Here is a 26,637-nt window from a genome sequence, read left to right on the forward strand (position 1 = left end):
TCGGCGGACGGTAATAGGGTCTAACCATGGCGCGAGTTGTGCATTCCTACGACGACCCGGACCGGTTCGTCGCCGGCACCGTGGGGGAACCCGGTGCGAGGACGTTCTTCCTGCAGGCGCGGGCCGGTACCCGGCTGACGTCGGTGGCCTGTGAGAAGGAACAGGTGATGGCGCTTGCGGAGCGGCTGGACGTGATGCTGGACGAGGTGGCCCGGCGGTTCGACCGGGATCCGGTGACGCCGGCCGGGGTCGACGACACCGATCCGCTGGAGCAGCCGATCGAGGAGGAGTTCCGGGCCGGCACCATGACGCTGGCCTGGGAGGCCGACGCCGAGCGGGTGGTGATCGAGGTGTTCGCGGTCGTTACCGGCGAGCAGGCCGAGCTGGAGGAGACCGACCCGGTCGCGGCCGCGATGGAGTCCGAGGACGCCGAGGTGTTCATCGTCCGGATCAGCGAGGAGCAGGCTCGCGCGTTCGCCCGCCGGGCGGTCGCGCTGGTCGCCTCCGGACGGCCGAGCTGCCCGTTCTGCGGGCGGCCGATCGACGCGGAAGGACACATCTGCCCGCGCGCCAACGGCTACCGCAGGCACCTGCCGGAATGAACGACCTGCTCGCCCAGGGGGAGCTGTCCCTGCACGGCCGGCTGGTGGCCGCGTCGAACGGTACTTTCCAGGGCTCGGTGAGCCTTGACGGCGAATCCGCGACGGTGGTCTACAAACCGGTCCAGGGGGAGCGGCCGTTGTGGGACTTCCCCGACGGCACGCTGGCCCAGCGGGAGTACGCGGCGTACGTCGTGTCCGAGGCGCTCGGCTGGTCGCTGGTGCCGCCGACGCTGCTGCGGGACGGGCCGCTTGGTGAAGGCATGGTGCAGCTGTGGATCGACGAGGCTGAGCTCGGGCCGGGGGAGACCGAGCTGGTCGACATCGTTCCGCAGGGACGGGTGCCGGACGGGTGGATCGGCGTACTCGATGCGCTCGACGGACGGCACAACCCGGTGACCCTGGTGCACGCGGACAACGTGGCGTTGCGCCGGATGGCCGTATTCGATGCCGTGGTCAACAATGCGGACCGCAAGGGCGGCCACGTGCTGAACCCGGGCGACGGGCGGGTGTTCGGGGTCGACCACGGTGTGACCTTCAACGCGGACGACAAACTGCGGACCGTCCTGTGGGGCTGGGCCGGTGACCCGATCCCATCGGACGTGCTGGACGACGTACGCAAACTGGCCGACCACCTGGCCGGTGGACTCGGCCAGGAGCTCTGCGAACTGATCACCGCGGTAGAGCTGACCGCAACCCGCGAACGCTGCGCGACCCTGCTGAAGACCGGCACGTACCCACTGCCCAGCGACGACTGGCCAGCCATCCCATGGCCCGCGTTCTAGTGGTTGTCAAGCGGTCTCGGGAAGCGGGCAGGCGAACCGTGTCGTGCCGGGGGAATCCGGGCTGACATAAGCTCCAGGGCATGCAGGCGTGGACTAAACCAGACATCCCGGTCGTGCCGGGGCCGGCCCGGCGACTGCGCCTTTACGACACCGCCTCGGGCGGGCCGGTCGAGGTACCGCCGGTGGACGGCGGTACGGCGCGGATGTATGTGTGCGGCATCACGCCGTACGACGCGACGCACATGGGCCATGCGGCGACGTACGTCACGTTCGACCTGATCAACCGGCTCTGGCTCGACGCCGGGTACGACGTCCGTTACACACAGAACATCACCGACGTCGACGACCCGCTGCTGGAGCGGGCGACCGCGACCGGGGTCGAGTGGACCGACCTGGCCGAGCGCGAGATCCAGCTGTTCCGCGACGACATGACCGCGCTGCGGGTGATCCCGCCGCAGAACTACATCGGCGTGGTCGAGTCGGTCGATCTGGTCGCGGGTGCGATCGAGGAACTGCAGCGTGCCGGAGCCGTGTACTCGGTCGACGGCGATCTGTACTTCGCGGTGAAGGCGGATCCGGCGTTCGGGAACGTGTCCGGGTACGACCGGGAGACCATGCGCGCCCTGTTCGCCGAGCGTGGCGGGGACCCGGATCGGCCGGGCAAGCAGGACCCGCTCGACAGCCTGCTGTGGCGGCACGAACGCCCGGGTGAACCCGCCTGGGACTCGTCGCTGGGTCGTGGCCGGCCGGGCTGGCACGTGGAGTGCTCGGCGATCGCGCTGGAATACCTCGGGATGACGTTCGACGTCCAGGGTGGCGGGTCGGACCTGATCTTCCCGCACCACGAGATGTCCGCCAGTGGCGCGCAGGTGCAGACCGGGAAGTACCCGTTCGCGCGGGCCTACGTGCACCAGGCGATGGTCGGCCTGGACGGCGAGAAGATGTCGAAGTCCAAGGGCAACCTGGTGCTGGTGTCGAAAGAACGCCTGGCCGGGGCCGACCCGATGGCGATCCGGCTGGCGCTCCTCACTCACCACTACCGGACGGATTGGTTCTGGACGTCGTCTGAGCTGGCCGATGCGCAAGCGCGCCTTGACGTTTGGCGCGGCGCCGTCACCCGGGGTTCAGGTCCTGACGGTGCGGCCGCGGTGGACGCCGTACGGGCTGCACTCACGAACGACCTGGACACGGTTGCCGCGTTGTCCGCGATCGACACCTGGGCTACGTCGAACGGCGATGACCTGGAGGCTCCGGCGCTGGTCGCTCAGGCCGTCGACGCGCTGCTCGGGGTCAAGCTGGCGGTGTAGTGGGCGGCGATCTCGTCGCTCGTGGTCAGCCAGGTGTCGGGCTGTGACGCGAGGAACTCGAGTGCTTGATCGAGGTACTTGGCGCGGAACGCCCGCCCGATGACGAACGGATGCAGGGCCAGTGGCATCACCCGGCCGGATTCATTGCGGAGTACGTCGTACTGGTCCTTGATCATCTGGACGAACTCCGGGCCGGTGGTGCCGCGCGGGAAGATGAGCAGGTCGTTGAGCTCGACCGTGTACGGGACGCTGAGCATGCCGGGGATGTTGACCGGGTAGGGCTGGTTCGCTGCGGTACTACGAGCAGCAGGGGCTGTTGTGTCGGAGCGGACCCCTGGTGGCCAGCGCGAGTACCCGGAGCGAGCCGTCGATCGGGTGATCCTGATCCAGGAGCTGTACGCCGCCGGGCTGCACAGCAAGAAGATCGCCCAGCTGCTCCCGTGCATGCGTGATCCTGACGGCGGCCCGAACGAACGCGCGACGCCCGAGCTCACCGCCGAACGCGACCGCATCGATCGGCTGATCGCCGACTGACCAACTCCTGGGCAATACTGGATGACGTGATCTCGACCGCCGCCCGGGAGCTTTAGCCGGAAGGGCGACCCGCAGTTATCCGAGGCGTCGTAGCGCTGTCTCGACAGCGACCTCGACCCGGGAAGTCATGCCGGGCACATCGACGGGACGGCGCCCAGCGACCTGACCACGGATCCACTTCGACCCGCTGTCGTCATAGTGCAGCAGGGCATACAGGTCCCACCACGGATCGAGAGTCACCCCGGCGATCGACTCATAGAGCGACCGAAGCTGCTCCGACCACTCGGGCGAGTAGAGCGCCGCCAAGTATCGCCGACAGTGCCCGACGTCGATCGCGCGCGACCCCCGATGGATGGAGTTCCAGTCGGTCAGTCCAGTGATCCTCCCGCGCGACCACAGCATGTTGACAGGCAGGAGATCGCAGTGCAGAAAGACGGCAGTGTCCTTTGGCGGCGGCGCCGCCATGACACCAAACGCCGCCTTCCACACAGCCGGCTTCTGTGCGTCGGCCGGCACCTGAAACCCGTCCAGAGGAGCGATCCAGGAATCCGTCCAAGGTCTGAACATCTTCGCGGGGAGATCGAGGGAATGCAGCAAAACCGCAATCTCCGCGATCCTCGTCAGCCACGACCGAGGTTCCGGCGGATTGAGGTGAACATGCCCCTGCAACCGCGTCATCAGCAACGATGGCGCGCCGCCCGTCGCAGCTCCAGTAACATCAGTAGCCAGGATGCTCGGAACCGGGAGCCCGCTTCCCGCCACCACACCAAGGTTGGCGATCTCCTTCTCCAAGCTCCCCTGCAGGCCGAGCCCGCCCGGGTACTGCCGCAGTACGACGAACGTTCGCAATCCACGTCGCTCGACAGTCAGTCGATGCACGGCGGAGCAGACGCCACCGGTCAATCGGCGATAGCCAACGACGCGACTGCCCGGACCCATCGACGCCGCAACCCAGGCGAGAGTCTCCACGGAGGGCCGACGCTGCCTGAACCCGCCATCCCTCCAGTCGCCGTCGGTCATGAGCGCGAGCCTATTCGTCAGGTGCCTGCGCCGATATGGGTTTTCCAACCCGCCAGAGACTCAAACCAGGTCGAGTGCTGCGTCAGCCCGTTACCGGGTGGTGGGTCTTGATGGGAGTCGGGATCGGGGCGGCCGGCGGGTGGTCGACCGGGGCGGGGAGGTTCTGGGCCGGAGTCGGCTTCGGGGTGGGCTTGGGCTGGGCCGCCGGCTTGGCACAGGTTGCTGAGGCGAGGCGGATGATCTGGGCGCCGTTGCCGAGGTTGATCGTCAGGCCGGTGATCGTGAACGAGCCGTCGGATCGCTGGGTGCGTTCGTTGACGGTGATCGTGGCCAGCGGAGCAGCCGGGATCGTGACGACCTGCTTCGTCGTCGGTACGGCGATCTTCTGACCGAGCAGCGTCAGCGAGCCGACGTCGACACCGCCGTCGTCACCGGAACACCAGACGTTGATGGCATCGATGCCGAGCAGCGAGCTGGGTGGCGTGAGCAGCAGGTTGCACAGCTCCGGCAGGTTCTTGGCGGGCAGGTCCGCCGTGCTCGGTGTTGGCAACGGGAGGCCGAGGTCAGGCAGTGGCAGGTCGGGAATCGGGAGGTCGTCGGCGCCTTGTGCGGGCAGGGTGGCGCACGTCTGCTTCAGCTCCGGCGGGACCTTGACCTGGCTCAGGACGTCCGGACCGACAACCACGTCGAAGAGCTCGACCGACGCCGAGTCGTTGCCGGCCGTCGCCGTACCGGCCCGGACCGACAGCAGCGGGTTCTGCGGCAGCTCGAGAGCAGACGACGTCTTGCGGCTGCCGTCAGGTGATTCGGCGTACGGCGTCTTGGCGATCGGGACCTGGCCTTCCGCGCTGACGGCGTACGCCGACGACGGCCGGGCGGCCGCGTTGCCGACCGGCGAGCTCGCGACCAGGCTGAACGCCACCACGCCGGTCACGGCGATGACGGTCAGAACGGTCGGTGCGAAGTGTCGTCGCATCTGCGAATCCTCACTATTTGCTGTCGATCAGGACGAGGGTGCCGAGGGGAACCTTCTGCAGTTCGGCAAGGGCCTTCTTGGGAACCCGGACGCAGCCCGCGCTGATGGCCGCGCCGAACACATCCGCCCGGGGCCAACCGTGGATCGCGACCGTGCCGGGTCCGCCGCCGAAGGTGTCGAGGGTCGGACTGTGCGCACCGAGCGGCAGGACCACCGGCGAGGCCGATCGCTTGTTATCGATGATCGAGCCGAGCAGGAAGGTACGGCCGGGTGGTGTCGGCGTCTTCCGCGCACCCACACCCGCCTTCCAACTGCCCAGCCGCTTGCCCTGCTTGAACAGCTCGATGGTGCGAGAGCTGGTGTGCACCCGGATCAGGTACGGCGAGATCGCGCGATCCATCTCGTCTTCCCGCAGCCAACCGGTCGAGCGGTTCGGCTTGGACGGCAGCAACACGCGGACCCAGCCGTCGGTCTGCTCGACCACAGGCAGCCAAGTCGGCCCGAACTGGGTCGGCCCGATCTTGGCGAACGCGTCTGCGTCGGGTGCGGTGTAGATAGCTGTCTCCGCTCGCGGGTGTACGACGAGGCCGGCGGTACCGGCGTACGGCTGCGGATCCAGTGGCGCGGTGGTGATGGTGGTCTGGGTCGTCGAACTCGTCAGGGTGGTGAGGTCGACGGTTGGCTTCCGGTCGCCGAGGAAGCCCACGACCGCGACGGCACCGAGCACGACGAGTACGGCGAGCGCCGGGACGGAACCACCACCCCGCTCGTCGCCCCGTGACCTGCGCATAACCCGCTCCCCGTGAATCCCCACCCGCCTGTCGTCCGAAGGATAGGACGTTCAGTGAAGTTACGCCACGGTAGAGTGACCGCCGGCTATCGGCTCGGGGGCGTCTGCTGGTGGGGTTGGTGTCTGGGTGCGGGTGGTTTGTTGGGAGACGGATCCTGGTTCCGCGGTCTCCGCTGCGTGATGGTGCTAGTCGGTGCGGTGTGCGTCAAGGGCGCCTTCGGCGTCCCTGCGGGAGCTTCGCCCCTTGACCCACACCGCCCCGACCAGGGAAGGACGCAGCTACGCGGATCCCGCGGGGAGCCATAGCCCGAGGTCGTGGATCGGTTAACGGCTGTGGTTGTGCGAAGAGCAGACCGCGGACACCTTTTGGGGACCTGGGACATCTGGTCAGGTGTACGAGGCCCCCGGATGGTGTCCGAGGTTCCAACGCAGCCGCCTGAGTGCGTCCTGTTGAGGGGATAACCCCTGACCTTGTGGGTTGCCCCCTCAGAATTTGAGGGGGCAACCCACCATCTGAGGGGTTATCCCCTCAAATTCCGGCCGATCGGACCGCACGATGTCGAGCCGTCCTCGGATCCAGGCCCGCCCACCGGATCCACCCCCCAAGGCGACCACTCGGGTGAGCAGCTCCGGGATAGCTGCGTCCTTCCCTGGTCGTGGTGGTGTGGGTCAAGGGGCGAAGCTCCCGCAGGGACGCCGAAGGCGCCCTTGACGCACACCACCACGACCAGCACGATCACGCAGCCCGGAGCCGCGACACCACAGTCGTCTTCTCGCAGCACCCGACAACCACGAGTCGCCTTACTGAGCACGACGACCACGAGTCGCCTTACTGAGCACTCGACGACCACGAGTCGCCTTGCCGAGCAGTCGACGACCGCAGTCGTCTCACTGACCCACGCGACCCGCGTCTGGGGCTAGTCGGGGTGGTTTTTGTTGCGCCGCTTCAGGTAGCGCTCGAATTCGGCGGCTATGGCGTCGCCGGAGGCTTCGGGGAGGTCGGCGGTGTCGCGTTGTTCCTCGAGGGAGTGGACGTATTCGGCGACCTCTGGGTCCTCTTCGCTGAGTTCGTCGGCGCCGCGTTGCCAGGCTCGGGAGAGCTCGGGGAGGTCGCCTTCTGGGATCTGCAGGTCCAGGAGGGCTTCGATCTTGCTGAGGAGCGCGAGGGAGGCCTTCGGGCAGGGGGAGCCGGCGATGTAGTGCGGGATCGCGGACCAGATGGAGACGGCTGGTACGCCGAGGGTGCCGCAGAGGTCGGCGAAGACGCCGGTGATGCCGGTCGGGCCCTCGTACGTCGATGGCTCGAGGCTCCAGGACGCGCTGAGCTCCGGGTCGGACGAGGTGGCCGAGACCGGGATCGGGCGGGTGTGGGGGGAGTCGGCGAGCAGGGCGCCGAGGACGACGACGAGTTGGGCGTTCGACTCGTCGACCACTTCGAGCAGCTCCTGGCAGAACCCGCGCCAGCGCATGTTCGGCTCGATTCCGCGGATCAGTACCACGTCGCGGTCGGTGTCGTCCGGACGGGCCAGGAACACCCGGGTGGTCGGCCAGGTGAGGCGTCGTACGCCGTCCTCGTCGAAACCGACCTGCGGGCGGTTCACCTGGAAGTCGTAGTAGTCCTCGGGGTCGATCGCGGTGACGAGCTCGGCGTCCCACTCGTCGATCAGGTGGTCGACCGCTCCGGTGGCCGCCTCGGCCGCGTCGTTCCAGCCCTCGAACGCGGCGATCACGACCGGGTCCCTCAGGTTCGCGAGGTCAACCACTCGCAGGCCCCCTGTCGTCTTGTGTGCCATCCGGCGGGGTCGCCGGAAACCGGACTGCCAGCCTACGTGCTCGCGCGGTCGCGTGCGCCTCGGTTTCACCTCCAGCGGAAAGTGTCGCGGGGCCGATTACGATGTGAGATCGGTGTCCATCCCCGATCGCTGGAGGTTCCGTGTCCAGAGCCGGCCGACCCGATCTGCGCCGCGTGCTGGCCGAGCGCGTGGTGGTGGCCGACGGGGCGATGGGCACGATGCTGCAGTCGTACGACCTGTCGCTGGACGAGTTCGAGGGGCACGAGGGCTGCAACGAGATCCTCAACCTGACCCGGCCGGACGTGGTCCGGGAGATCCACCGGGCGTACTTCGACGTCGGTGTCGACTGCGTCGAGACGAACACGTTCGGCGCGAACTTCGCCAACCTGGGGGAGTACGGGATCGCCGACCGGATCTACGAGCTCAGCGAGGCCGGCGCCCGGCTGGCCCGCGAGGCGGCCGAGGCAGCGTCGACACCGGAACACCCGAGGTTCGTGCTCGGCAGCGTCGGCCCGGGTACCAAGCTGCCGACTCTCGGTCACACCACGTTCACGACCTTGCGGGATGCGTACGCCGATACCGCGCGCGGACTGATCGACGGGGGAGCGGACGCGATCCTGGTCGAGACCACCCAGGACCTGTTGCAGACCAAGGCCAGCGTGATCGGCGCCCGCAAAGCGCTCGACGCCGCCGGCTCGACGATCCCCGTGATCGTCTCGGTGACGGTCGAGACCACCGGCACGATGCTGCTCGGCTCCGAGATCGGCGCGGCCCTGACCGCACTCGAACCGCTCGGCATCGACCTGATCGGGCTGAACTGCGCGACCGGCCCGAAGGAGATGAGCGAGCACCTGCGCTACCTCTCCAAGCACTCGACCATCCCACTGACGTGTATGCCGAACGCGGGCCTCCCACAGCTCACCGCCGACGGCGCGTTCTATCCACTCACCCCTGAAGAGCTGGCCGACGCGCACGAGACCTTCGTCGACAGCTACCGCCTGTCCCTGGTCGGCGGCTGCTGCGGTACGACGCCCGAACACCTACGTCAGGTGGTCGAGCGAGTCGGCGGCCGCGCGATCCGGCAACGCGAGCCGCAGCCCGAGGCGGGCGTGTCGAGCCTGTACCAACACGTGCCGTTCCGGCAGGACACGTCGTACCTCTCGATCGGGGAGCGGACGAACGCGAACGGGTCGAAGGCGTTCCGCGAGGCGATGCTGGCCGAGGACTGGGAGGGCTGCGTCGAGATCGCGCGAGCGCAGATCCGGGACGGCGCGCATCTGCTCGACCTGTGTGTCGACTACGTCGGCCGCGACGGGGTCGCCGACATGAAGGAGATCGCCGGCCGGCTCGCCACCGCGTCGACGCTGCCGATCGTGCTCGACTCGACCGAACCCGCCGTACTGCAGGCAGGGCTCGACATGCTCGGCGGGCGGTGTGCGCTGAACTCGGTGAACTTCGAGGACGGCGAGGCGCCGGAGTCCCGGTTCGCGCGGATCGCGGGCCTGGCTCAGGAGTACGGCGCTGCCGTCGTCGCGCTGACCATCGACGAGGAGGGCCAGGCGCGGACCGCCGACAAGAAGGTCGCGATCGCGGAGCGGCTGCTCGAGACGCTGGAACGCGACTACGGGATCGCCGGGCACGACGTACTGATCGACTGCCTGACCTTCACGCTGGCGACCGGGCAGGAGGAGTCGCGGCGGGACGGGATCGAGACGATCGAGGCGATCCGGGAGCTGAAGCGGCGCCGGCCCGACGTCCAGACCGTGCTCGGCCTGTCGAACATCTCGTTCGGCCTCAACCCGGCCGCGCGGCACGTGCTGAACTCCGTCTTCCTGCATGAATGCGTGCAGGCCGGGCTCGATTCGGCGATCGTGCACGCGAGCCGGATCATGCCGGTCGCGAAGATCCCGGACGATCAGCGCGAGGCGGCGCTCGACCTGATCTACGACCGGCGGCGAGACGGGTACGACCCGCTGCAGCGGCTGCTGGAGTTGTTCGCGGACGTGAAGGCCTCGGATCTGAAGGCGAGCAAGCTGGACGAGCTGGCCGCGCTACCGCTGGCCGAGCGGCTGAAGCAGCGGATCATCGACGGCGAGCGCAACGGAGTCGAGGCCGACCTGGACGAGGCGCTGACGACCAAGTCGGCGCTGGAGATCATCAACGACGATCTGCTCGCCGGGATGAAGGTCGTCGGCGAGCTGTTCGGCTCCGGGCAGATGCAGCTGCCGTTCGTGCTGCAGTCGGCCGAGGTGATGAAGACGTGTGTCGCCTACCTCGAGCCGCATATCGAGAAGACCGATGACGAGGGCAAGGGCACGATCGTGCTGGCCACGGTCAAGGGCGATGTGCACGACATCGGCAAGAACCTGGTCGACATCATCCTGACCAACAACGGCTACAGCGTGGTCAACCTCGGCATCAAGCAGCCGGTGAACGCGATCCTCGAGGCGGCCGAGGAGCACCGGGCCGACGTGATCGGCATGTCCGGCCTGCTGGTGAAGTCGACCGTGGTGATGAAGGAGAACCTCGAGGAGCTGAACCAGCGCGGCCTGGCCAAGCGCTGGCCGGTCCTGCTCGGCGGAGCCGCACTCACTCGCGCGTACGTCGAACAGGACCTCGGCAACCTGTTCGAGGGTGAGGTCCGGTACGCCCGGGATGCGTTTGAGGGACTGCGGTTGATGGACGCGGCGATGGCCGTGAAGCGAGGTGTGCCAGGTGCTGCATTGCCCGAGCGTCGCGAACGCCGGGTCCGGTCCGCGACCAGGGTGCTGGACCGGCCGCTCGACGAGGTGCCGGCTCGATCGGATGTTGCCGTGGACAACGTCGTACCCGTGCCGCCGTTCTGGGGCGAGCGGATCGTGAAGGGCATCCCGCTCGCGGACTACGCCGGCTACCTGGACGAGCGCGCCACCTTCCTCGGCCAGTGGGGTCTGCGGGGGACGCGGGGTGCCGACGGCCCGTCGTACGACGAACTCGTCGAGACCGAGGGACGGCCGCGGCTGCGGCTGTGGATGGACCGGATCCTGACCGAGGGGATCATGGAGGCGGCCGTCGTCTACGGGTACTGGCCGTGTTACTCGGAGGGGAACGCGCTCGTCGTCCTCGATCCGGACGATCACGCCGAGCTGCACCGGTTCGAGTTCCCGCGGCAGCGGCGCGACCGGTTCCTGTGCCTGGCGGACTTCTTCCGACCGCGGGAGTCCGGTGAGCTCGACGTGGTCGCATTCCACCTGGTCACGATGGGGCCGAAGGTCGCCGAGGTGACGGGCGAGCTGTTCGGGCGGAACGCGTACCGCGACTATCTGGAGCTGCACGGATTGTCGGTGCAGCTGACCGAGGCGCTGGCGGAGTACTGGCATGCCCGGGTCCGTGATGAGCTCGGTTTCGGCGGCGATGACGGCGACCTGGACGGGATGCTCCGGGACCAGGCCTACCGGGGTTCGCGGTACTCGTTCGGGTACCCGGCATGTCCGGACTTGGAGGACCGCGAGAAACTGGTGCGGTTGCTGAAGCCGGAACGGATCGGCGTACACCTATCGGAGGAGCTGCAGTTGCACCCGGAACAATCCACCGACGCCCTGGTGGTTCACCACCCCGAAGCCAAGTACTTCAACGCCTCATGACACTTCAGGCTGTGTTGTGGGACATGGATGGGACGTTGGTGGATTCGGAGAAGGTCTGGGCGGAGGTGCAGATCGAGCTGCTCGGCTCGCTCGGCGCGACCTGGACCGTCGACGACTGCATGCAACTGGTCGGCAGTGATCTACGCGACGCCGTGCAGGTGTGGATGTCGCGGATCCCCGCGGGGGCGATCACGGCCGAGGAACTGGCGAAGCGGATGTTCAGCGAGGTGGTCGAGGCGCTCCGCAAGGAGGTCGAGTTCCGGCCGGGTGCGTTCGAGCTGCTGCAGGCCCTGCGCAAAGAGGAAGTACCTTGCGCTCTGGTGTCGGCGTCGTACCGGGTGATGATCGACGCGGCGCTCACGCATCTGCCGCCGGACCAGTTCGACGTGATCGTCGCCGGGGACGAGGTGACGCACGGCAAGCCGCATCCGGAGCCCTACCTGACCGCGGCCGCGAAGCTGGGCGTCGACCCGGCACAGTGCGTGGTCATCGAGGACTCGAACACCGGGACCGAGGCCGGTACGGCGGCCGGCGCCTACGTGGTCGCCGTACCGCAGTGGGTGACGATCCCGGAGGCGCCCAGGCGGCTCGTGGTCGACTCACTCGAGCCGATCACACCGGAGTCACTGCGCAACTTGCTCCGCTGAAGCGCTACCGTCACTTGGTGCCCTCGGGGGCAGTTACTTGGGGTACAGAGGGCTGGGGAAGGGTGAGATGGTGATCGTGTCGTGGTGCCGGGTCGCGGTGACGGCCGCGCTCGTACTGGCGTTGGCCGCGTGTGGCGAGCCGGACGACAACGCGCCGCACCAGGGCAGCGAGACGCCGAAAGCGATGATCGTGCGGGTCGTCACGACCGACACGATCAGCTCACTGGACCCGGCCGGGCCGTACGACGTGGGCTCGCGCACCGTCCAGGCGAACCTGTACCAGACCTTGCTCACGATCATGCCCGGGAAGCCCACCCCGGTGCCGGATGCCGCGGACTGCCAGTTCGACTCGCCGACGACGTACACGTGCAGCCTGAAGGAGGGGCTGACGTTCCCGAACGGGCACGAGTTGACGTCGTCGGACGTGAAGTTCAGTTTCGAGCGGATGCTGCGGCTGAAGACCCCGGACGGACCGGCCGCGCTGTTCTCGTCGCTGACCTCGGTGAGTACGCCGGACGACCTGACCGCGGTGTTCAACCTGAAGCGCCCGGACGCGCGGCTGCCGTACCTGCTGACCACGACCGCCGGCTCGATCGTGGACGAGGAGTTCTACCCGGCGAACAAGCTGCTCGACACCAAGGCGATGGGCAGCGGCCCGTACCAGTTGTCGGCGTACCGGCCGGGTGAAGAGCTCACGCTGACGCGCTTCGAGAAGTACAAAGGCCCGCGCGGGACGCGGAACGACGGCGTCGAGATCAGCCTGCTGAAGGACTCGACCGCGCTGTACCAGGCGCTCACCACCGGGAAGGCCGACCTGGCGTTCCACGGGTTCGGCCCGAGCATGCTGGACAAGCTGCGCAAGTCCGACCAGGTGCAGGTGGTCGAGTCGGACTACGCCGCGATCCGGTTCTTCGCGTTCCAGATGAAGTCGCTGACCGCGCGCAAGCCCGCCGTACGACGGGCCGTCGCGCAACTCATCGACCGGCCTGCGATCGTCAAGAAGGCGTACGGCGACCACGTGACGCCGCTGTACTCGGTGGTGCCACCCGGGTTCGGCGGGCAGACAGACGCGTTCAAAACGGAGTACAAGGAGCCGAGCAGGGTCGCGGCCGCCGCGATCCTCAAGCAGGCCGGTATTGCCGTACCCGTGCCGCTGACGGTCGGCTGGACGCCGGTGGAGTACGGCGCCGGCGCGAAGAACGAGGTGCTCGAGCTGAAGCGGCAGCTGGAGGCGTCGGGGCTGTTCAAGGTGACCCTGCGGAGCGCGGAGTGGCCGCAGTACCAGCAGGCCACCCAAGCCGGGGCGTACGACCTGTACCACGGCGGCTGGATCCCGGAGTATCCGGACGCGGACGACTACCTGGCGCCGTTCGTCCGGACCGGTGCAGTGTTCAACAACGGCTACAGGTCGTCCGCCGCCACCGGGCTGCTGGAGCAGGAGACGACCGAGCAGAACGGGCTCGAGCGCGAGGAGCTGCTCGGTCAGTTACAGGGAGTGCTCGCGTCGGACGCACCAGTGATCCCGGTCTGGCAGGGACGGTTCACGGTGGTCGCCGGGAAGAACCTGGAGAACGTCGCGACGGCGCTGAATCCGCTCTCGTTCCTGTATCTGTCCGGCCTCCGCCTGTAGTCAGGCCGGTAATCACGGGCGTGACACAAAAATGCCATGACAGTAACGGTTGGCGAAGCGTTGGCGACCCAGGGTGCCACAGCGTGGTTTACTGCCGAATGTCCACGATACGGGACGATTTCCTGACGGTCACGATCGGGCAACGCAGCACTTTCCGCGTTTGACTCCAGCGTGTAATGGCGGCAGGTTAAGGCGGCAGCCATACCGGATTTCGTTCCGGTTCAACCGAATGAGTCAGGGGGAACCCACCGCGTGAGCACGCCACTCGAGGTCGAGCCGGGATCGTCGGCAGCTGAGCCGGAGGCCGTGCTCGCAGGCGTCCGCAAGATCGAGGGCCGGTCACTGTGGCAGATCTCCTGGATGCGCCTCAAGCGCGACAAGGTCGCCATCGTCGGCGGTTGCTTCGTCGTGTTCCTGATCCTGGTCGCGGTCTTCGCGCCGCTGATCTGCAAGCTGGTCGGGGTCACGCCGAACGACTTCCACCAGGATCTGGTCGACCCGTCGCTGCAGACCTCGATCGCGAAGTGGAACGGGATCAGCTGGGACCACCCGTTCGGGATCGAGCCGGTGAACGGCCGCGACATCTTCGCCCGGATCGTGTACGGCGCTCGCATCTCGCTGCTGATCGCCTTCCTGGCCACCCTGCTGTCGGTCGTGATCGGCACGGTGATGGGGATCATCGCCGGCTACTTCGGTGGCTGGATCGACACTCTGATCAGCCGTTTGATGGACATCTTCCTGGCCTTCCCGCTGGTGCTGTTCGCACTCGCCCTGGTCGGCGCGATCCCCGACTCGGCCTTCGGCCTCGAGGGTGACGCGCTGCGGGTGGCGCTGATCGTCTTCATCATCGGGTTCTTCAGCTGGCCGTACATCGGCCGGATCATCCGCGGCCAGACGCTGTCGCTGCGGGAGCGGGAGTTCGTCGACGCGGCCCGGAGCCTGGGCGCGCGCCGGCCGTACATCCTGTTCACCGAGCTGCTGCCGAACCTGGTGGCGCCGATCCTGGTCTACGCGACGCTGCTGATTCCGACCAACGTGTTGTTCGAAGCGGGTCTGTCGTACCTCGGTGTCGGTGTCCGGCCGCCGACGGCGAGCTGGGGCGACATGCTCTCCGGCGCGGCGAACTGGTACCAGGTCGCCCCGCTCTACATGGTTCCGCCCGGGTTGGCCATCTTCATCACGGTGCTGGCCTTCAACCTGTTCGGCGACGGGCTACGGGACGCCCTCGACCCCCGGTCGCGATAGGACTTCTCTCCAACCAGGGAGCCTGGCTCTCACGAAAAAAGGGGTGCAACAAGAGATGAGATGGAATCGCATCACGACGGCAACAGCCGTCAGTGCGGCCGTCGCACTGAGCCTGGTGGCTTGCGGGGGCTCCGACAACGGAGGTGGCGGTACCGGCGGTGGCGGCGACGCCACCAAGGCCGAGTACAACGCGGCCGTCGACAAGGTGTTCAAGCCGACGGACCAAAAGGGTGGCACCCTCCGGATGGCCATCAGTGAGAAGTGGGACTCCACGGACATGGCCGACACCTACTACGGCCTGTCCTGGAACTTCCTGCGCAACTACGCCCGGCCGCTGACGGTCTTCAAGTCCGCTCCGGGCAAGGAGGGCACGGAGGTCGTTCCGGACCTCGCCGAGAGCCTCGGTGTGCCGAGCGACAACGCGAAGACCTGGACGTACAAGATCCGTAAGGGCGTGAAGTTCGAGGACGGCACGCCGGTGACCTCGAAGGACGTCAAGTACGGCGTCGCGCGGGCGCTGGACAAGACGACGTTCCCGAACGGCCCGACGTACTTCAACGACTTCCTCCTGGACGTCCCGAAGGACTTCAGCCCGTACAAGGACAAGGCGCTGGCCGGTCTCGCGAAGGCGATCGAGACGCCGGACGACCAGACCATCGTGTTCCACCTGAACAAGCCGTTCGCCGGCTTCGACTACTTCGCCCAGTTGCCGGCCACCGCTCCGGTGCCGGCGGCGAAGGACACCGGAACGAAGTACCAGCTGCACCCGATCTCGACCGGCCCGTACAAGTTCGAGAGCCACGACCCGAACAAGGGCATCACGCTGGTCCGCAACGATCAGTACGACCCGGCGACCGACCCGAACTCGGGCCGCAAGGCGCTGCCGGACAAGATCACCGTCGCGTACAACGTGAACCAGGCCGACATCGACAACCGGCTGCAGTCCGGTGACATCGACATCGACATGGCCGGTACCGGTGTGACCGCCGAGACCCAGGCGAAGGTTCTGGCGAACCAGGACCTCAAGGCGCACGCCGACAACGCGCCGGCGCCGCGGCTGTGGTTCACCGTGCTGAACAGCGAGGTCAAGCCGATGGACAACGTCGAGTGCCGCAAGGCCGTGCTCTACGCCGCTGACCACGAGGGCTACCAGCGTGCGTACGGCGGTCCGGTCGGTGGTGACATCGCCACGAACCTGATGCCGCCGCTGGTCGCGGGCGCGGAGAAGTTCGACGACTACGGCTTCGAGCAGGACAAGAACGGCAACATCGAGAAGGCCAAGGAAGCCCTGACGAAGTGCGGTCAGCCGAACGGCTTCAGCACCAACATCAGCTACCGGGCCGACCGGCCGAAGGAGAAGGCGACCGCCGAGTCGCTGCAGCAGTCGCTGAAGCGGGTCGGGATCAACCTGACCACCAAGCCGTACCCGACCGGTGACTACACCAAGCTGTACGCCGGCAAGCCGGACTTCGCGAAGGCCAACAACCTCGGCCTGATCGTGTACGGCTGGGGTGCTGACTGGCCGGACGGCTTCGGCTTCCTGAGCCAGATCGTCGACAGCCGGGTGATCCGGGCCGCCGGTGGTAACACCAACCTCGGTATCAAGATCCCCGAGGTCGACGCGCTGATCGACAAGGCGCTGGAGACCACCGACAAGGCCGCCCGCGAGAAGATCTGGGTCGACGTCGACAAGAAGGTCATGGAGCAGGCTGCTGTCCTGCCGGGTATCTGGGCCAAGGGCCTGCTGTACCGGCCGGACTCGCTGACGAACGTGTTCATCAGCGACAGCCAGAACATGTACGACTACACCGCGGTCGGTGTCGCTCCGAAGTAATCGGCTCCGCCGTCCGATCGACTCTTCATTCAGAGGTAGGTGAAGGCTAGCGGTGGCCGGTGATTCCCAGGGATCACCGGCCACCACGCCGACCAGGTGTTCGCATACTTAGTTCGCCGGCTGATCGGAGCAGTGGTCCTGCTCTTCATCGTCACGGCCGTCACGTTCTCGATCTTCTTCGGGGTGCCCCGGCTGGGTGGTGCGACCGCGGACGACTTGGCGTCGCGCTATGTCGGCAAAAGCGCGGGCGAGGCGCAGATCCACGAAACGGCGGTCAGGCTCGGCTTCACCGACCCCCTGTACGAACAGTACGGTCGTTTCGTCAAAGGCCTGATCGTCGGCCAGGACTTCAACTACGGCCCGGCCACCGAGCGCTGCCCGGCGCCGTGCTTCGGTTACTCCTTCCTGACCCAGCAGCCGGTCTGGCCGGACCTGGTCGACCGACTACCGGTGACGGCGTCGCTGGCGTTCGGAGCGGCCCTGATCTGGCTGCTCACCGGCGTCGGCACCGGCGTGGTCTCCGCACTGAAACGTGGGTCGGTGCTGGACCGATCACTCATGTCGGTAGCGCTGGCGGGTGTTTCGCTACCGATCTTCTTCACCGGTCTGCTCGCGCTGTCGATCTTCAGCTACGGTCTCGGCTGGACGGCCGAGGGCGGGGCCAACCCGATGGACGCGTCCAATCCGCTCGAGTGGGCGTACGACCTGATCCTGCCCTGGGTCACGCTCGCCTTCCTGTACGCCGCGGCGTACGCGCGACTCACCCGGGCGGGCATGCTCGAGACGATGAACGAGGACTTCGTCCGGACCGCGCGGTCGAAGGGCCTGACCGAACGGACCGTCGTCATCAAGCACGGCCTGAGGTCTGCGCTGACCCCGATCCTGACCATCTTCGGTCTCGACCTGGGCCTGCTGCTGGGTGGTGCGATCCTGACCGAGACGACGTTCTCGCTGCCCGGAATCGGTCAGTACGCCGTGATCGCCCTGCGGGCGAACGACCTGCCCAAGGTGCTCGGGGTGACACTCGTCGCCGCGTTCTTCATCGTGCTGGCGAACCTGGTCGTCGATCTCCTGTACGCCGTTGTCGACCCGAGGGTGCGAATCCAGTGACCGAACCGAAACAGGACACCGTTGTTGAGCGGATCGACCGTGGTGAGGCGTTCCTGGATGTCCGTGACCTGAAGGTGCACTTCCCGACCGACGACGGCATCGTGAAGTCCGTTGACGGGATCTCGTTCAAGCTCGAGCGGGGCCAGACCCTGGGCATCGTGGGGGAGTCGGGCTCGGGCAAGAGTGTGACGAGCCTGTCGATCATGGGGCTGCACAAGCCCGGGGTCGCGAACATCAGCGGCCAGATCTTCCTTGACGGCCAGGACCTGATCTCCTCCACCCGCGAAGAGGTGCGCCTGCTGCGTGGCAAGCGGATGGCGATGATCTTCCAGGACCCGCTGTCCGCGATGCACCCGTACTACACCGTCGGGCACCAGATCATCGAGGCGTACCGGGTGCACAACCAGGTGAGCAAGCAGGTCGCGAAGAAGCACGCGATCGAGATGCTCGACCGGGTCGGCATCCCGCAGCCGGACAAGCGGGTGGACGCGTACCCGCACCAGTTCTCCGGCGGGATGCGGCAGCGCGCGATGATCGCGATGGCGCTGTCCTGCGACCCCGACCTGCTGATCGCGGACGAGCCGACCACCGCGCTCGACGTGACCGTGCAGGCCCAGATCCTGGACCTGATCCGGGACCTGCAGCGCGAGTTCAACTCGGCCGTCATCATCATCACCCACGACCTCGGTGTGGTCGCCGAGCTGGCCGACGACATCCAGGTGATGTACGCCGGCCGCGCGATCGAGTACAGCTCGGCCGAGGACATCTTCGACCGCCCGCAGCACCCGTACACCTGGGGTCTGCTCGGCTCGATGCCCCGGATCGACCGGGAGCGCAGTGAGCGGCTGATCCCGATCAAGGGCACGCCGCCGAGTCTGATCAACGTGCCGACCGGCTGCGCGTTCAACCCACGCTGCAACTACGCGCACCTGACCGGCGGCGCCAGCGAGACCGAGTCGCCCGAGCTGCTGGACATCGGCGGCGGTCACAAGGTCGCCTGCCATCTCTCCCCGGAGCAGCGCAAGAAAGCCTGGGAGACCGACATCAAGCCGAAGCTGTGAACGGGACGACGACTGTGACGACTGCTGAAACCGACCCCCTCGCCGTCCCTGGCGTCACCGCACCGAAGCTCGGCGAGGAGCTGCTATCGGTCAACGGCCTGGTGAAGCACTTCCCGATCCGCAAGGGCCTGCTGCAGCGCCAGACCGGTGCGGTCCAGGCGGTCGACGGACTGACCTTCAACGTCACCCGCGGCGAGACGCTGTCGCTGGTGGGGGAGTCCGGCTGTGGCAAGACGACCACCGGCCGGCTGCTCACCCGGCTGCTGGAGCCGACCGAGGGTCAGATCATCTTCGAGGGCAGGGATATCAGCCACCTCAGCGAGGGCAAGATGCGTCCGCTGCGGCGCGACGTCCAGATGATCTTCCAGGACCCGTACGGTTCGCTGAACCCGCGGCACACGGTCGGCAAGATCGTCGGTGCGCCGTACCACCTGCAAAAGGTGAAGACCGAGCACGGCACCAAGCGGGCGGTCCAGGAGCTGCTCGAGCTGGTCGGCCTGAGCCCGGAGCACTACAACCGCTACCCGCACGAGTTCTCCGGCGGTCAGCGCCAGCGGATCGGGATCGCCCGGACGCTCGCGCTCCGGCCGAAGCTGATCGTCGCCGACGAGCCGGTGTCCGCGCTGGACGTGTCGATCCAGGCGCAGGTCGTCAACCTGCTCGAGGACCTGCAGAGCGAGTTCGACCTGACGTACGTGATGATCGCTCACGACCTGTCCGTCGTACGGCACGTGTCGGACCGGGTCGCGGTGATGTACCTGGGCAAGATCGTCGAGCTCGCCGACCGGGTCGACCTGTACGAGAAGCCGATGCACCCGTACACGGTCGCGCTGCTCTCGGCGGTCCCGATCCCGGACACCAAGCGCAAGGCCAAGCAGGAGCGGATCCGGCTGCAGGGCGATGTCCCGAGCCCGATCAACCCACCGCCCGCCTGCCGCTTCCACACCCGCTGCTGGAAAGCCCAAGACATCTGCAAAACCACCGAGCCCCCGCTCCTCCAGTTGGCCCCCGGCCACCAGGCCGCCTGCCACTTCCCGGAGAACCAGCCGTCGGACAAGCCGGTGGCCCCGGCCCCGAGCCCAGACACCGACCCCGCCTGAGGACGGCTTAGCCGTCTTTGGGGGTGCGTCCGTCCGGTAGGACGAGCTCCTGCAGTGCGCTCACCGGCGCGATCGCCCGGAAGCTGGTCTTGCAGGAGATGGGGGCGCCGAGCATCGTGACTGTGCAGGTCACCAGGTCGAGGGGTTGTTTGGTGCCCTTGACAGGGATGGCGGTGAAGGTCGTGTCAGACAGCCATTGGCCGAACCGCTGAGGCTGGATGCCGGAGGGCTGTCCTCGATACAGTCCTCCGGTTTCGTCGTACACCTTGAGGTCGATGACGCCGGAGAGGAAGCCCTCCTGCTCTCCGGTGATCAGGAACGAACCGTTCGTGGAGATCTCGGCGGTGGGACGGAGGCCGGAGTGCCGTTGCAGCGCCTGTGCGACCGATTGGTCCAGTGACGGCCCGATGAGGATGTAGGTACCAATGCCTTCGGGGCCCTGCGACACGTAGATGTACCGGCCGTTGGCTACGGTCACGGGTTTGATGGATGGCTTCGAGGCAGCGATCAGCCGGCCCGTTCGGGCAGCGAGATCGACCCGGTACAACCCGCCGGTGACGGAGAAATAGGCGAAGCCGCCGTCGAGGGCGAGGATCCGGCCGAGGTCGGGGTTGCCGGGCAGGGAGGAGCTGGTCTTGCCGTCTCCGTGCTCGACGCGCAGGATCTCCTCGCCGGTCCGGAGGTCCTTGATGATGGTGCGGTACTCGTCCGTGCGGTTGTCGGCGCCCGTCTTTTCCTCCCATCCGACGACGGTGCCCTCGGCAAGGAGTCTGGTGTGGTCGCCGCGGTCGGCGAGGAGACGGGTGGTCTTCCCGTCGGCCAGCTTGATCGCGCCGGTGTTCTCCGTGTACACGAAACCAACGTCGGTCTGCACCATCCGCACGATGCGGGCCGCCCCGGTCCGGATCGTCGTGTCGCCGAAGTGGATCACGCCGCCGAGTGCATAGGTCGGACGGCGTTCGGTGAACGGGATCGGTGGGGTGACGGCCGGCTCGGCGTCATCCCGGATGATCCGCGCGGTGGTGAGGCCTGCCGCGACCACGGCCAGCACGACGAACGTCGTACCGAGGATGGCGCCTGTACGACGACGGCGGATCCGGCGGTCTCCGGTACTGATGATGGTGGCGAGATCGAGCTCCGGCGCCTCAGCGTTGGCGGCTTGCTCAGCGAGCGTGTCCTTGAGTAGATCGGTCATGGCGTGGTTCCTGCCTTGTCAGGGAGGGCGACATCGTCGCCGAGGCGGGCGCGCAGTTTCTTCAGCGCGGCCGAGACCTGGCTCTTCACGGTGCCGACGGAGCAGTTGAGGATCTCCGCGGTCTGCGGTTCGGTCAGGTCCTCGTAGTACCGGAGCACGAGCGCCGCCCGCTGTTTCGGCGGCAACTGCTGCAACTCATGCCAGAGCCACAATCGCGACGTGGTGTCCTCGTCCGGCGCCAATTGATCAGGCAGATCATCATTCGGCCGCTCCGCCCGCCAAGCCGTCCGCCGCCACCAGGTGATCGCGGTGTTGGTAATCACCCGGCGCGCATACGCTTCGGCATTCCCCGGATCCCGAATCCGCCGCCAAGCCACATACGTCTTGACCAACCCCTCCTGCACCAGATCCTCAGCCAACCCCCGCTCCCCGGCCAACAGATACGCATACCGATAAAGGGCCCCATGCCGCCCCCGGGCAAACTCCACAAACCCCTCCCCACCACCCACGTAGGCCCCTTCCATCAGTCCCCGCTACCTAACCCCCCTGACGCGCCAGCGCGCCCAAACGGTTGGCTGGGATTCGCGGCGGCGTAGGCCTCGAGCACATCGAGGAGTGGTGTGTCCGGCTCCCGGTCGATCCCTCGACCTTCCAGATAGGCCTCGAGAAAGCTCAGCGAGGGCCAGATCTCCATCAGGTACAGCGCATCCTCCGGCGCGATGCTGGCAAGCATGTCGGGTTCGATGTCCTCGAACAGCGCGTCCCCGTGCCGGTTCCCAATCCAGTGCTCGGGCCGTTCCAGTCGCAAGTACGTCACGAACTCCGGGGCGAAGTAGCCGGAGTTGAAGCTGAAGGGTAGTTCGTCGATCAGGCGAAGGTCGATCTGGTGTCGCAGCTCTTGAAGCTGTCCGCGCTCAGGTGCGTTGGAACGCTGTTCGGCATACCACAGGAATGCGACCACGGCCGACGCGTTGCCGGCCTCGACGTCGGCGATGAAGCCGCGCAGCTCCGGAACGTCCTCCAACAGGGCCGGCTTGGCTGCGACGACGGCCGCCAGTTCCGGCCCGTAGCTCAGAGGACCGGGAGGAGGAAGAGCCAGCGCGAGCAGTCGCCTGATGTAGTCGTGGGGTAGATCTGTCGCCACTCGTGAGAGCAGGATCAGAATCGCTCGCTTGACGCTGTTGTTGAGAGGTGATCGCCGAGACCCTGCGTTGGCGATCAGCGACTCGTACCACTCCAGATCGAATGGCAGCAACTCGCCGAGGTGTGGGGTGCCAGTAGTCGTGAAAAGGATTCTGGCGACGTTGTTGATAGTCGTCAGGTCCGCATCGCTCCAGCGATCATCGACGGCCAGGGTGCCCGGCGCACCGGTCAGCATGATCGCCATCGCGAGGCGATCACCGAGAAGCTCAGCCTCGTTCACCGCAACCTCGTGCTCGCTGAAGATCCGGCGGGTCAGCAGCAGAGCGTCAGGAGGAACGTCGGGGTGAGCGACAGTGCCCAGAGAGTGCATGATGCTGACCCAGGCCTGATTGTCCAGGCCAGCTCGCCAGAGGCGGACGACTCGTTCCCATTGATCGCGCGAGGTCGTGCCGACAACCTCCTCGACCGGAACGGGATTGTGGTCCAGGAGCACCCGGAGCAACGTGAGGTTCGCGGTGTAGCAGGCGCGCCGACGGACTGGGTCATACGGAAGCGGGCTGTAGAGCTCGTCGCCCGTGTCCGGCCGGAACAGCTCAGCCTGCAGTAGCTCGGTGATGGTGGCAAGCAAGGATTGGTGTTGCGGGGGCGTGAGGTCATTCGCAAGTTCACTGGCGAAGATCAGGGTTGGCAGGCGCGTGCTCAGTGGTTGGTGGCTCAGGAGGCGGCGTAGGAGGCTGTCGTCGAGTTGGCCGGCGTGCAGGCCGGGGTCCGTGGCTTCGAGTTCGCGGTAGCGCATCAGCCGGCTGAGTAGTTGCATGACGAGTTCGGCCACGAGAAACTCGCCGAACGTCGCGTGTAGGAACTCGTACGCGGCGCGCTGGTCGCGGTCTGCTTTGGCGTTGTGGACGAACATGAACTCACCGAGCACCCGGTGTGCAGGACTCAGAGCCTGAATTGCGGTCGGCTCCTGTTTCCGTGGTTCGAGGGCGTTCAGGTCCGCATCCAGCTCGCCATCGGTGATGTGCTGGCGACCGCGGTTGAACATGCCGATGGCGGCGTACTGCAGGTGCCTTCGCTGCTCGGTCTCCAGGCGCCGTTGCTCGTTCTCGGGGGCGTCCGGCGCGGTCTTCTCCGTCACCTGCCGCGTGATGAAGCGATTGAGGATCCGTTGGTACAACGTGCTCTGGGTCAGGTCGGCGCCACCCAGCTGGTTGGTTCCGAGCTCAGCCAGATAGACGGCGAGCATCAGCAGGAGCAGTGGCTGGCGAGCCAGTTCGGCGATCTTCTCCTGGCCGGTCAGGCCTTCGAGGTCGAGTGTGCTGAAGCCGGGGATCTGGCTGTGGGCGGCGTTCCAGACCGACAGCCAACGCCTAATCCTGGTGTCGTCGAACTCGCAGAGCTTGATCATCGACGTCCCGGTGGGGATCTCGGCCCGATCAGCGACCACGGTCCGGGAGGTGACGATGACAGAAGTCGGCGACCCCAACGTCCGGGCGCGCTTCTGGAACGCCTCGATCTTGGTGAGATAGCCGGACTGTGTCGCACCGGTGGCCTGGACGAGTTCGTCGAAGCCGTCGAGGAGAACGACGAGACGTGCGCGATGCGTGCATGCTGCCGGGTGGCCGGTCTGTACACAGGCGTCGCACGGTCCACACTCCCGCTGAAGCTCCTCCAGATCCGCGTGTGGTTTCAGCAGTGCGCGTTGCAATTCCTTGTTGATCTGGATCGCCAGCTCGTCGTCGGGGTTGACGGAGCGGAGCGGTACCCGTACGACTGCGAATGAGTCGGTCGGCAGTTGAGCCGCGAGTACCTCCGTGAGCAGTGACTTCCCGGCACCGGGATGGCCCAGGAGCAGTAGGGGCCGTTCGGTGCTGGATTCGCTGGCCAGGTAGCCGGCGAGGTAGTCGACTAGTGACTCGTGTGTCTCCTCGCCGTCCCACCATTCCTCGTCGGCCGGTTGTGACTGATCGTCTGCGAGGGCGTGCTGGAAAGCCGGCCCGACGAAACCGTCGCGAACCGTTGGGGAGGCGACGGTCCGGGAGCTGGATCGGAGCAGGGGTTCATCAAGGACCTCTTGGGCGGCCAGCGCCAACTGTTTACGGTAGCTGTCTCCGGGCGCGGGCCGGCCGCGTAGGGCGATCGTGAGCATCGTCCGGAGCTCGCCCATGGCCGCCGCCTGGGTGGTGATGAGTCCTCTGGTGGCGGCGAACTCGTTCAGCGTGAGCCACAGGGCGAACGGCGGGGACGGGCTGAGCTCGAGCATGCGACTGGTGTAGATCGCCGCCGCACACTGGACGATGCCATCCGCCAGGTGCGCCTGATCCTTCAGGTGGGTCCGACTCCAAGCATGGAGACCGGTGAAGAAGTCGAGAGTGCGCTGAGCAAGCCGTTCGAAGTACGGGATGAGATTCTGCTCGAGGTTCTCGGTCACGCCCAGCTGCGGCGACGGTAACGGGATCTCTCCGGTGAACGGATCGTCGCCTGCGCCGGATGCCGACAGCCTGGCCCGGTCCTTGTCAGTGAGGGCCAGCTCCGCGTGGACGCCGCCGAGCATCTCCTTGAGTGCATCGAAGTACGACGAAAGCACTGTGATCGTGTGGGCTGCGGCGATGAGTTCGAGCTGGCTTTTGTCGTTGGTTCCTTTGAGCTTGCTGTAGACCTTGTTCACCAGCGGCGCGAGCAGCTTGGACACTTCGTTCTTCGGGTCGACCAGCGCGAGCCAGGCCGCTGCCGAGAGGCCTGCCACCGGGCCGCCCGCGACGAGAGCGGCGCCGGTGCCGACGAAGATCGCTCCGCCGAGGATCTTGTCCAGCACACCGCTGGCCTTGCGGTCGGAGTCGAGCAGAGCCACAGCACCACTGAAGGTGTACGGCGACAGAGCCACGGACGCGCTCCCTGGTACGAGACGAAAACGGATCCACAAGCTACCGGTGTCCGGTCGCGACTGCCAGCGCGAGGCAGCGTCCGACCAACTCGGTCAGATGCTGCTCCTGGCGGCCGAGTTAGGAGACTTTGGTGGTGTCGGTGGGGAGGGCGGTTTGGCCGGGCCGCCGGGATGGAGACGATCAGGCCGTAGTCGCCGTTGAAGTAGCGGGTGTTCAAGAGGTAGACGGCGTTGTCTGGCCCTGAAGGTTGGTGGAGGTGCCGCCGCCGACGTGCGAGCCGGCAGGGCAGGCTGCGGGGCCCTGCTGCCGGACGACCTCGGTGGCGCAGGTCGGAAAGTCTTTGTTATTGAGGGAGATCGACCTGTCGAAGAGGAAGACGAAGCGGCGTGCCGCGGCCGGCGTGGTGCGTTCCGCCGTACGGCTGTGGCGGTCGTAGGCGACCGCCACGCCCTTGCCGCTGGAGGCGTTGTTGCGGGTGACGGTCACGTCGAGTCGGTCGAGGTTCTTCGGTCCGGCGACGTCCGGTTTGTGCGGGCGTTGTGCCCGTACGGCGGGGGGCCGGGAAGCTAGGCGCCGGAGATCAGCGTCGAGACGGCCAGGAGTGCGGGTGCAAGCACGAGGTGCTCCTTCAGCTGGGTCGTTCCGACACAGCCAGCCAATCCGGTCCGGCCGAAGGCTCACCGAAACCCACCCGCGATGACCTGTTCCTGCCGGTCAGTTGTCTCCTGGGCGTACGACGTCGTGTTCGTAGGCGTGGACGATGAGCTGGGCGCGGTCGCGGAGGGCGAGCTTGGTCAGGACCCGGCTGACATGCAGTGCGGGCGGCAGTACGACGAGGCCCACGCCGTACGCCGCGATGGACCCCGGCGTACTCCGCACCATCGTGCCGAGGGCGAGCCCCATCAGTCCGGCCGCGACGGTCGCCCCGGCCGCACCGAGCGACCCGCGGACGACGCCGGGATCCCCGAGCGACAGGCGTACGGCGGCATCGGTGAATGCCTGATTCGCGACGAAAGCGGCGACGTAGGCGACCACCATGATCGGTCCGACGGCGACGACGATCAGCGCGGCCTTCGCCCAGAGCACCGGCAGCCGTCGCGGCACCGCTGCCGGCGTCGATCTGACCAGGCCGGACTGATGCTCGGCCGTCATCATCAACAGCCCGAAGAGACCGACGGCGAGCGCGTTCAGCAGGAAACCACCGCCGACGGCGAGCGTCGGATCGACGGGCCGGCCGTCGTTGTTCGCGCCGATCACGGCGGACAAGCCGGCGAACACCACCGGCACGCCCGCGAGGACCAGCCAGTTCGACCGCAACGAGGTCAACTTCGTCCACTCCGATCGCAGCACCCGCGGAAAC

General features: G+C 66.9%; 22 protein-coding genes. 12 read left to right on the forward strand and 10 right to left on the reverse strand.

Annotated elements, in window-relative coordinates; genetic code table 11:
• Positions 1-26: 26 nt before the first annotated feature.
• The 3 genes from V9K99_RS36770 (at position 27) to mshC (ending at position 2,691) form a co-directional block, all read left to right on the forward strand.
• Positions 27-602 carry a DUF3090 domain-containing protein gene (locus V9K99_RS36770; protein ID WP_337010962.1) on the forward strand — a complete coding sequence of 192 codons (576 nt, stop codon included), beginning with the start codon at positions 27-29 and terminating at the stop codon, positions 600-602.
• Positions 599-1,384, forward strand: a complete 786-nt coding sequence (locus V9K99_RS36775) for an SCO1664 family protein (RefSeq protein WP_337010960.1) — start codon at positions 599-601, stop codon at positions 1,382-1,384. The genes V9K99_RS36770 and V9K99_RS36775 overlap by 4 nt, the downstream gene beginning before the upstream one ends.
• Positions 1,385-1,464: 80 nt before the next feature.
• A complete protein-coding gene (gene mshC, locus V9K99_RS36780; RefSeq protein ID WP_337010958.1) occupies positions 1,465-2,691 on the forward strand; it encodes a cysteine--1-D-myo-inosityl 2-amino-2-deoxy-alpha-D-glucopyranoside ligase in 1,227 nt (408 codons plus the stop codon).
• Here the strand turns inward: mshC and V9K99_RS36785 are convergent.
• Positions 2,649-2,948: a hypothetical protein gene (locus V9K99_RS36785; protein WP_337010956.1), complete on the reverse strand. Its 300-nt coding sequence runs from the start codon at positions 2,946-2,948 to the stop codon at positions 2,649-2,651. The genes mshC and V9K99_RS36785 overlap by 43 nt on opposite strands.
• A 61-nt stretch (positions 2,949-3,009) precedes the next feature.
• On the opposite strand from V9K99_RS36785, the gene V9K99_RS36790 reads away from it, so the two are divergent.
• A complete protein-coding gene (locus V9K99_RS36790; RefSeq protein WP_337010954.1) occupies positions 3,010-3,225 on the forward strand; it encodes a MerR family transcriptional regulator in 216 nt (71 codons plus the stop codon).
• 75 nt (positions 3,226-3,300) lie between these two features.
• On the opposite strand, the gene V9K99_RS36795 is transcribed toward V9K99_RS36790, so the two are convergent.
• The 4 genes from V9K99_RS36795 to V9K99_RS36810 form a co-directional block, all read right to left on the reverse strand.
• Positions 3,301-4,245: a phosphotransferase family protein gene (locus V9K99_RS36795; RefSeq protein WP_337336423.1), complete on the reverse strand. Its 945-nt coding sequence runs from the start codon at positions 4,243-4,245 to the stop codon at positions 3,301-3,303.
• 82 nt (positions 4,246-4,327) lie between these two features.
• Positions 4,328-5,221 (reverse strand): hypothetical protein, encoded by an 894-nt coding sequence (locus V9K99_RS36800; protein ID WP_337010952.1) that lies wholly within the window; start codon positions 5,219-5,221, stop codon positions 4,328-4,330.
• Positions 5,222-5,234: 13 nt separating this feature from the next.
• Positions 5,235-6,011, reverse strand: a complete 777-nt coding sequence (locus V9K99_RS36805) for a L,D-transpeptidase (protein WP_337010950.1) — start codon at positions 6,009-6,011, stop codon at positions 5,235-5,237.
• Between the two features lie 917 nt (positions 6,012-6,928).
• Entirely contained in the window at positions 6,929-7,774 is an 846-nt protein-coding gene (locus tag V9K99_RS36810) for a PAC2 family protein (protein ID WP_337010671.1), read from the reverse strand.
• Positions 7,775-7,944: 170 nt separating this feature from the next.
• On the opposite strand from V9K99_RS36810, the gene metH reads away from it, so the two are divergent.
• The 8 genes from metH (at position 7,945) to V9K99_RS36850 (ending at position 20,054) form a co-directional block, all read left to right on the forward strand.
• Entirely contained in the window at positions 7,945-11,427 is a 3,483-nt protein-coding gene (gene metH, locus V9K99_RS36815) for a methionine synthase (RefSeq protein WP_337010669.1), read from the forward strand.
• The gene (locus tag V9K99_RS36820) at positions 11,424-12,074 is read left to right on the forward strand and encodes an HAD family hydrolase (protein WP_337010667.1); all 651 of its coding nucleotides are present in this window, start codon (positions 11,424-11,426) and stop codon (positions 12,072-12,074) included. Before metH ends, V9K99_RS36820 begins: the two co-directional genes overlap by 4 nt.
• Positions 12,075-12,141: 67 nt before the next feature.
• A complete protein-coding gene (locus V9K99_RS36825; protein WP_337010665.1) occupies positions 12,142-13,704 on the forward strand; it encodes an ABC transporter substrate-binding protein in 1,563 nt (520 codons plus the stop codon).
• Positions 13,705-13,956: 252 nt separating this feature from the next.
• A complete protein-coding gene (locus V9K99_RS36830) occupies positions 13,957-14,949 on the forward strand; it encodes an ABC transporter permease (protein WP_337010663.1) in 993 nt (330 codons plus the stop codon).
• Positions 14,950-15,004: 55 nt separating this feature from the next.
• A complete protein-coding gene (locus V9K99_RS36835; protein ID WP_337010661.1) occupies positions 15,005-16,783 on the forward strand; it encodes an ABC transporter substrate-binding protein in 1,779 nt (592 codons plus the stop codon).
• Between the two features lie 96 nt (positions 16,784-16,879).
• Positions 16,880-17,893 (forward strand): ABC transporter permease, encoded by a 1,014-nt coding sequence (locus tag V9K99_RS36840; RefSeq protein WP_337010659.1) that lies wholly within the window; start codon positions 16,880-16,882, stop codon positions 17,891-17,893.
• A complete protein-coding gene (locus V9K99_RS36845; RefSeq protein WP_337010657.1) occupies positions 17,890-18,954 on the forward strand; it encodes an ABC transporter ATP-binding protein in 1,065 nt (354 codons plus the stop codon). The genes V9K99_RS36840 and V9K99_RS36845 overlap by 4 nt, the downstream gene beginning before the upstream one ends.
• A gap of 14 nt (positions 18,955-18,968) precedes the next feature.
• Positions 18,969-20,054 carry an ABC transporter ATP-binding protein gene (locus tag V9K99_RS36850; protein ID WP_337010655.1) on the forward strand — a complete coding sequence of 362 codons (1,086 nt, stop codon included), beginning with the start codon at positions 18,969-18,971 and terminating at the stop codon, positions 20,052-20,054.
• A 7-nt stretch (positions 20,055-20,061) separates the two neighbouring features.
• On the opposite strand, the gene V9K99_RS36855 is transcribed toward V9K99_RS36850, so the two are convergent.
• From V9K99_RS36855 to V9K99_RS36875, 5 genes are all read right to left on the reverse strand, one after another.
• A complete protein-coding gene (locus V9K99_RS36855; protein WP_337010653.1) occupies positions 20,062-21,249 on the reverse strand; it encodes a hypothetical protein in 1,188 nt (395 codons plus the stop codon).
• Complete coding sequence (locus V9K99_RS36860) at positions 21,246-21,773, reverse strand: SigE family RNA polymerase sigma factor (RefSeq protein ID WP_337010651.1); 528 nt, start codon at positions 21,771-21,773, stop codon at positions 21,246-21,248. The genes V9K99_RS36855 and V9K99_RS36860 overlap by 4 nt, the downstream gene beginning before the upstream one ends.
• Entirely contained in the window at positions 21,773-25,276 is a 3,504-nt protein-coding gene (locus tag V9K99_RS36865; protein WP_337010649.1) for an NACHT domain-containing protein, read from the reverse strand. The genes V9K99_RS36860 and V9K99_RS36865 overlap by 1 nt, the downstream gene beginning before the upstream one ends.
• Positions 25,277-25,490: 214 nt before the next feature.
• Positions 25,491-25,763: a hypothetical protein gene (locus V9K99_RS36870; RefSeq protein WP_337324171.1), complete on the reverse strand. Its 273-nt coding sequence runs from the start codon at positions 25,761-25,763 to the stop codon at positions 25,491-25,493.
• Between the two features lie 228 nt (positions 25,764-25,991).
• Entirely contained in the window at positions 25,992-26,627 is a 636-nt protein-coding gene (locus tag V9K99_RS36875; RefSeq protein WP_337010647.1) for a hypothetical protein, read from the reverse strand.
• Positions 26,628-26,637: the final 10 nt, after the last annotated feature.

The organism is Kribbella sp. CCNWLW201 (assembly GCF_037203805.1).
In the GTDB taxonomy this organism is placed as follows: domain Bacteria; phylum Actinomycetota; class Actinomycetes; order Propionibacteriales; family Kribbellaceae; genus Kribbella.

Coding starts and splice junctions, on each gene's coding strand:
- V9K99_RS36770 (WP_337010962.1), top strand. CDS start 27: ATGGCGCGAGTTGTGCATTCCTACGACGACCCGGACCGGTTCGTCGCC.
- V9K99_RS36775 (WP_337010960.1), top strand. CDS start 599: ATGAACGACCTGCTCGCCCAGGGGGAGCTGTCCCTGCACGGCCGGCTG.
- mshC (WP_337010958.1), top strand. CDS start 1,465: ATGCAGGCGTGGACTAAACCAGACATCCCGGTCGTGCCGGGGCCGGCC.
- V9K99_RS36785 (WP_337010956.1), bottom strand. CDS start 2,948: ATGCTCAGCGTCCCGTACACGGTCGAGCTCAACGACCTGCTCATCTTC.
- V9K99_RS36795 (WP_337336423.1), bottom strand. CDS start 4,245: ATGACCGACGGCGACTGGAGGGATGGCGGGTTCAGGCAGCGTCGGCCC.
- V9K99_RS36800 (WP_337010952.1), bottom strand. CDS start 5,221: ATGCGACGACACTTCGCACCGACCGTTCTGACCGTCATCGCCGTGACC.
- V9K99_RS36805 (WP_337010950.1), bottom strand. CDS start 6,011: ATGCGCAGGTCACGGGGCGACGAGCGGGGTGGTGGTTCCGTCCCGGCG.
- V9K99_RS36820 (WP_337010667.1), top strand. CDS start 11,424: ATGACACTTCAGGCTGTGTTGTGGGACATGGATGGGACGTTGGTGGAT.
- V9K99_RS36825 (WP_337010665.1), top strand. CDS start 12,142: ATGGTGATCGTGTCGTGGTGCCGGGTCGCGGTGACGGCCGCGCTCGTA.
- V9K99_RS36835 (WP_337010661.1), top strand. CDS start 15,005: ATGAGATGGAATCGCATCACGACGGCAACAGCCGTCAGTGCGGCCGTC.
- V9K99_RS36855 (WP_337010653.1), bottom strand. CDS start 21,249: ATGACCGATCTACTCAAGGACACGCTCGCTGAGCAAGCCGCCAACGCT.
- V9K99_RS36860 (WP_337010651.1), bottom strand. CDS start 21,773: ATGGAAGGGGCCTACGTGGGTGGTGGGGAGGGGTTTGTGGAGTTTGCC.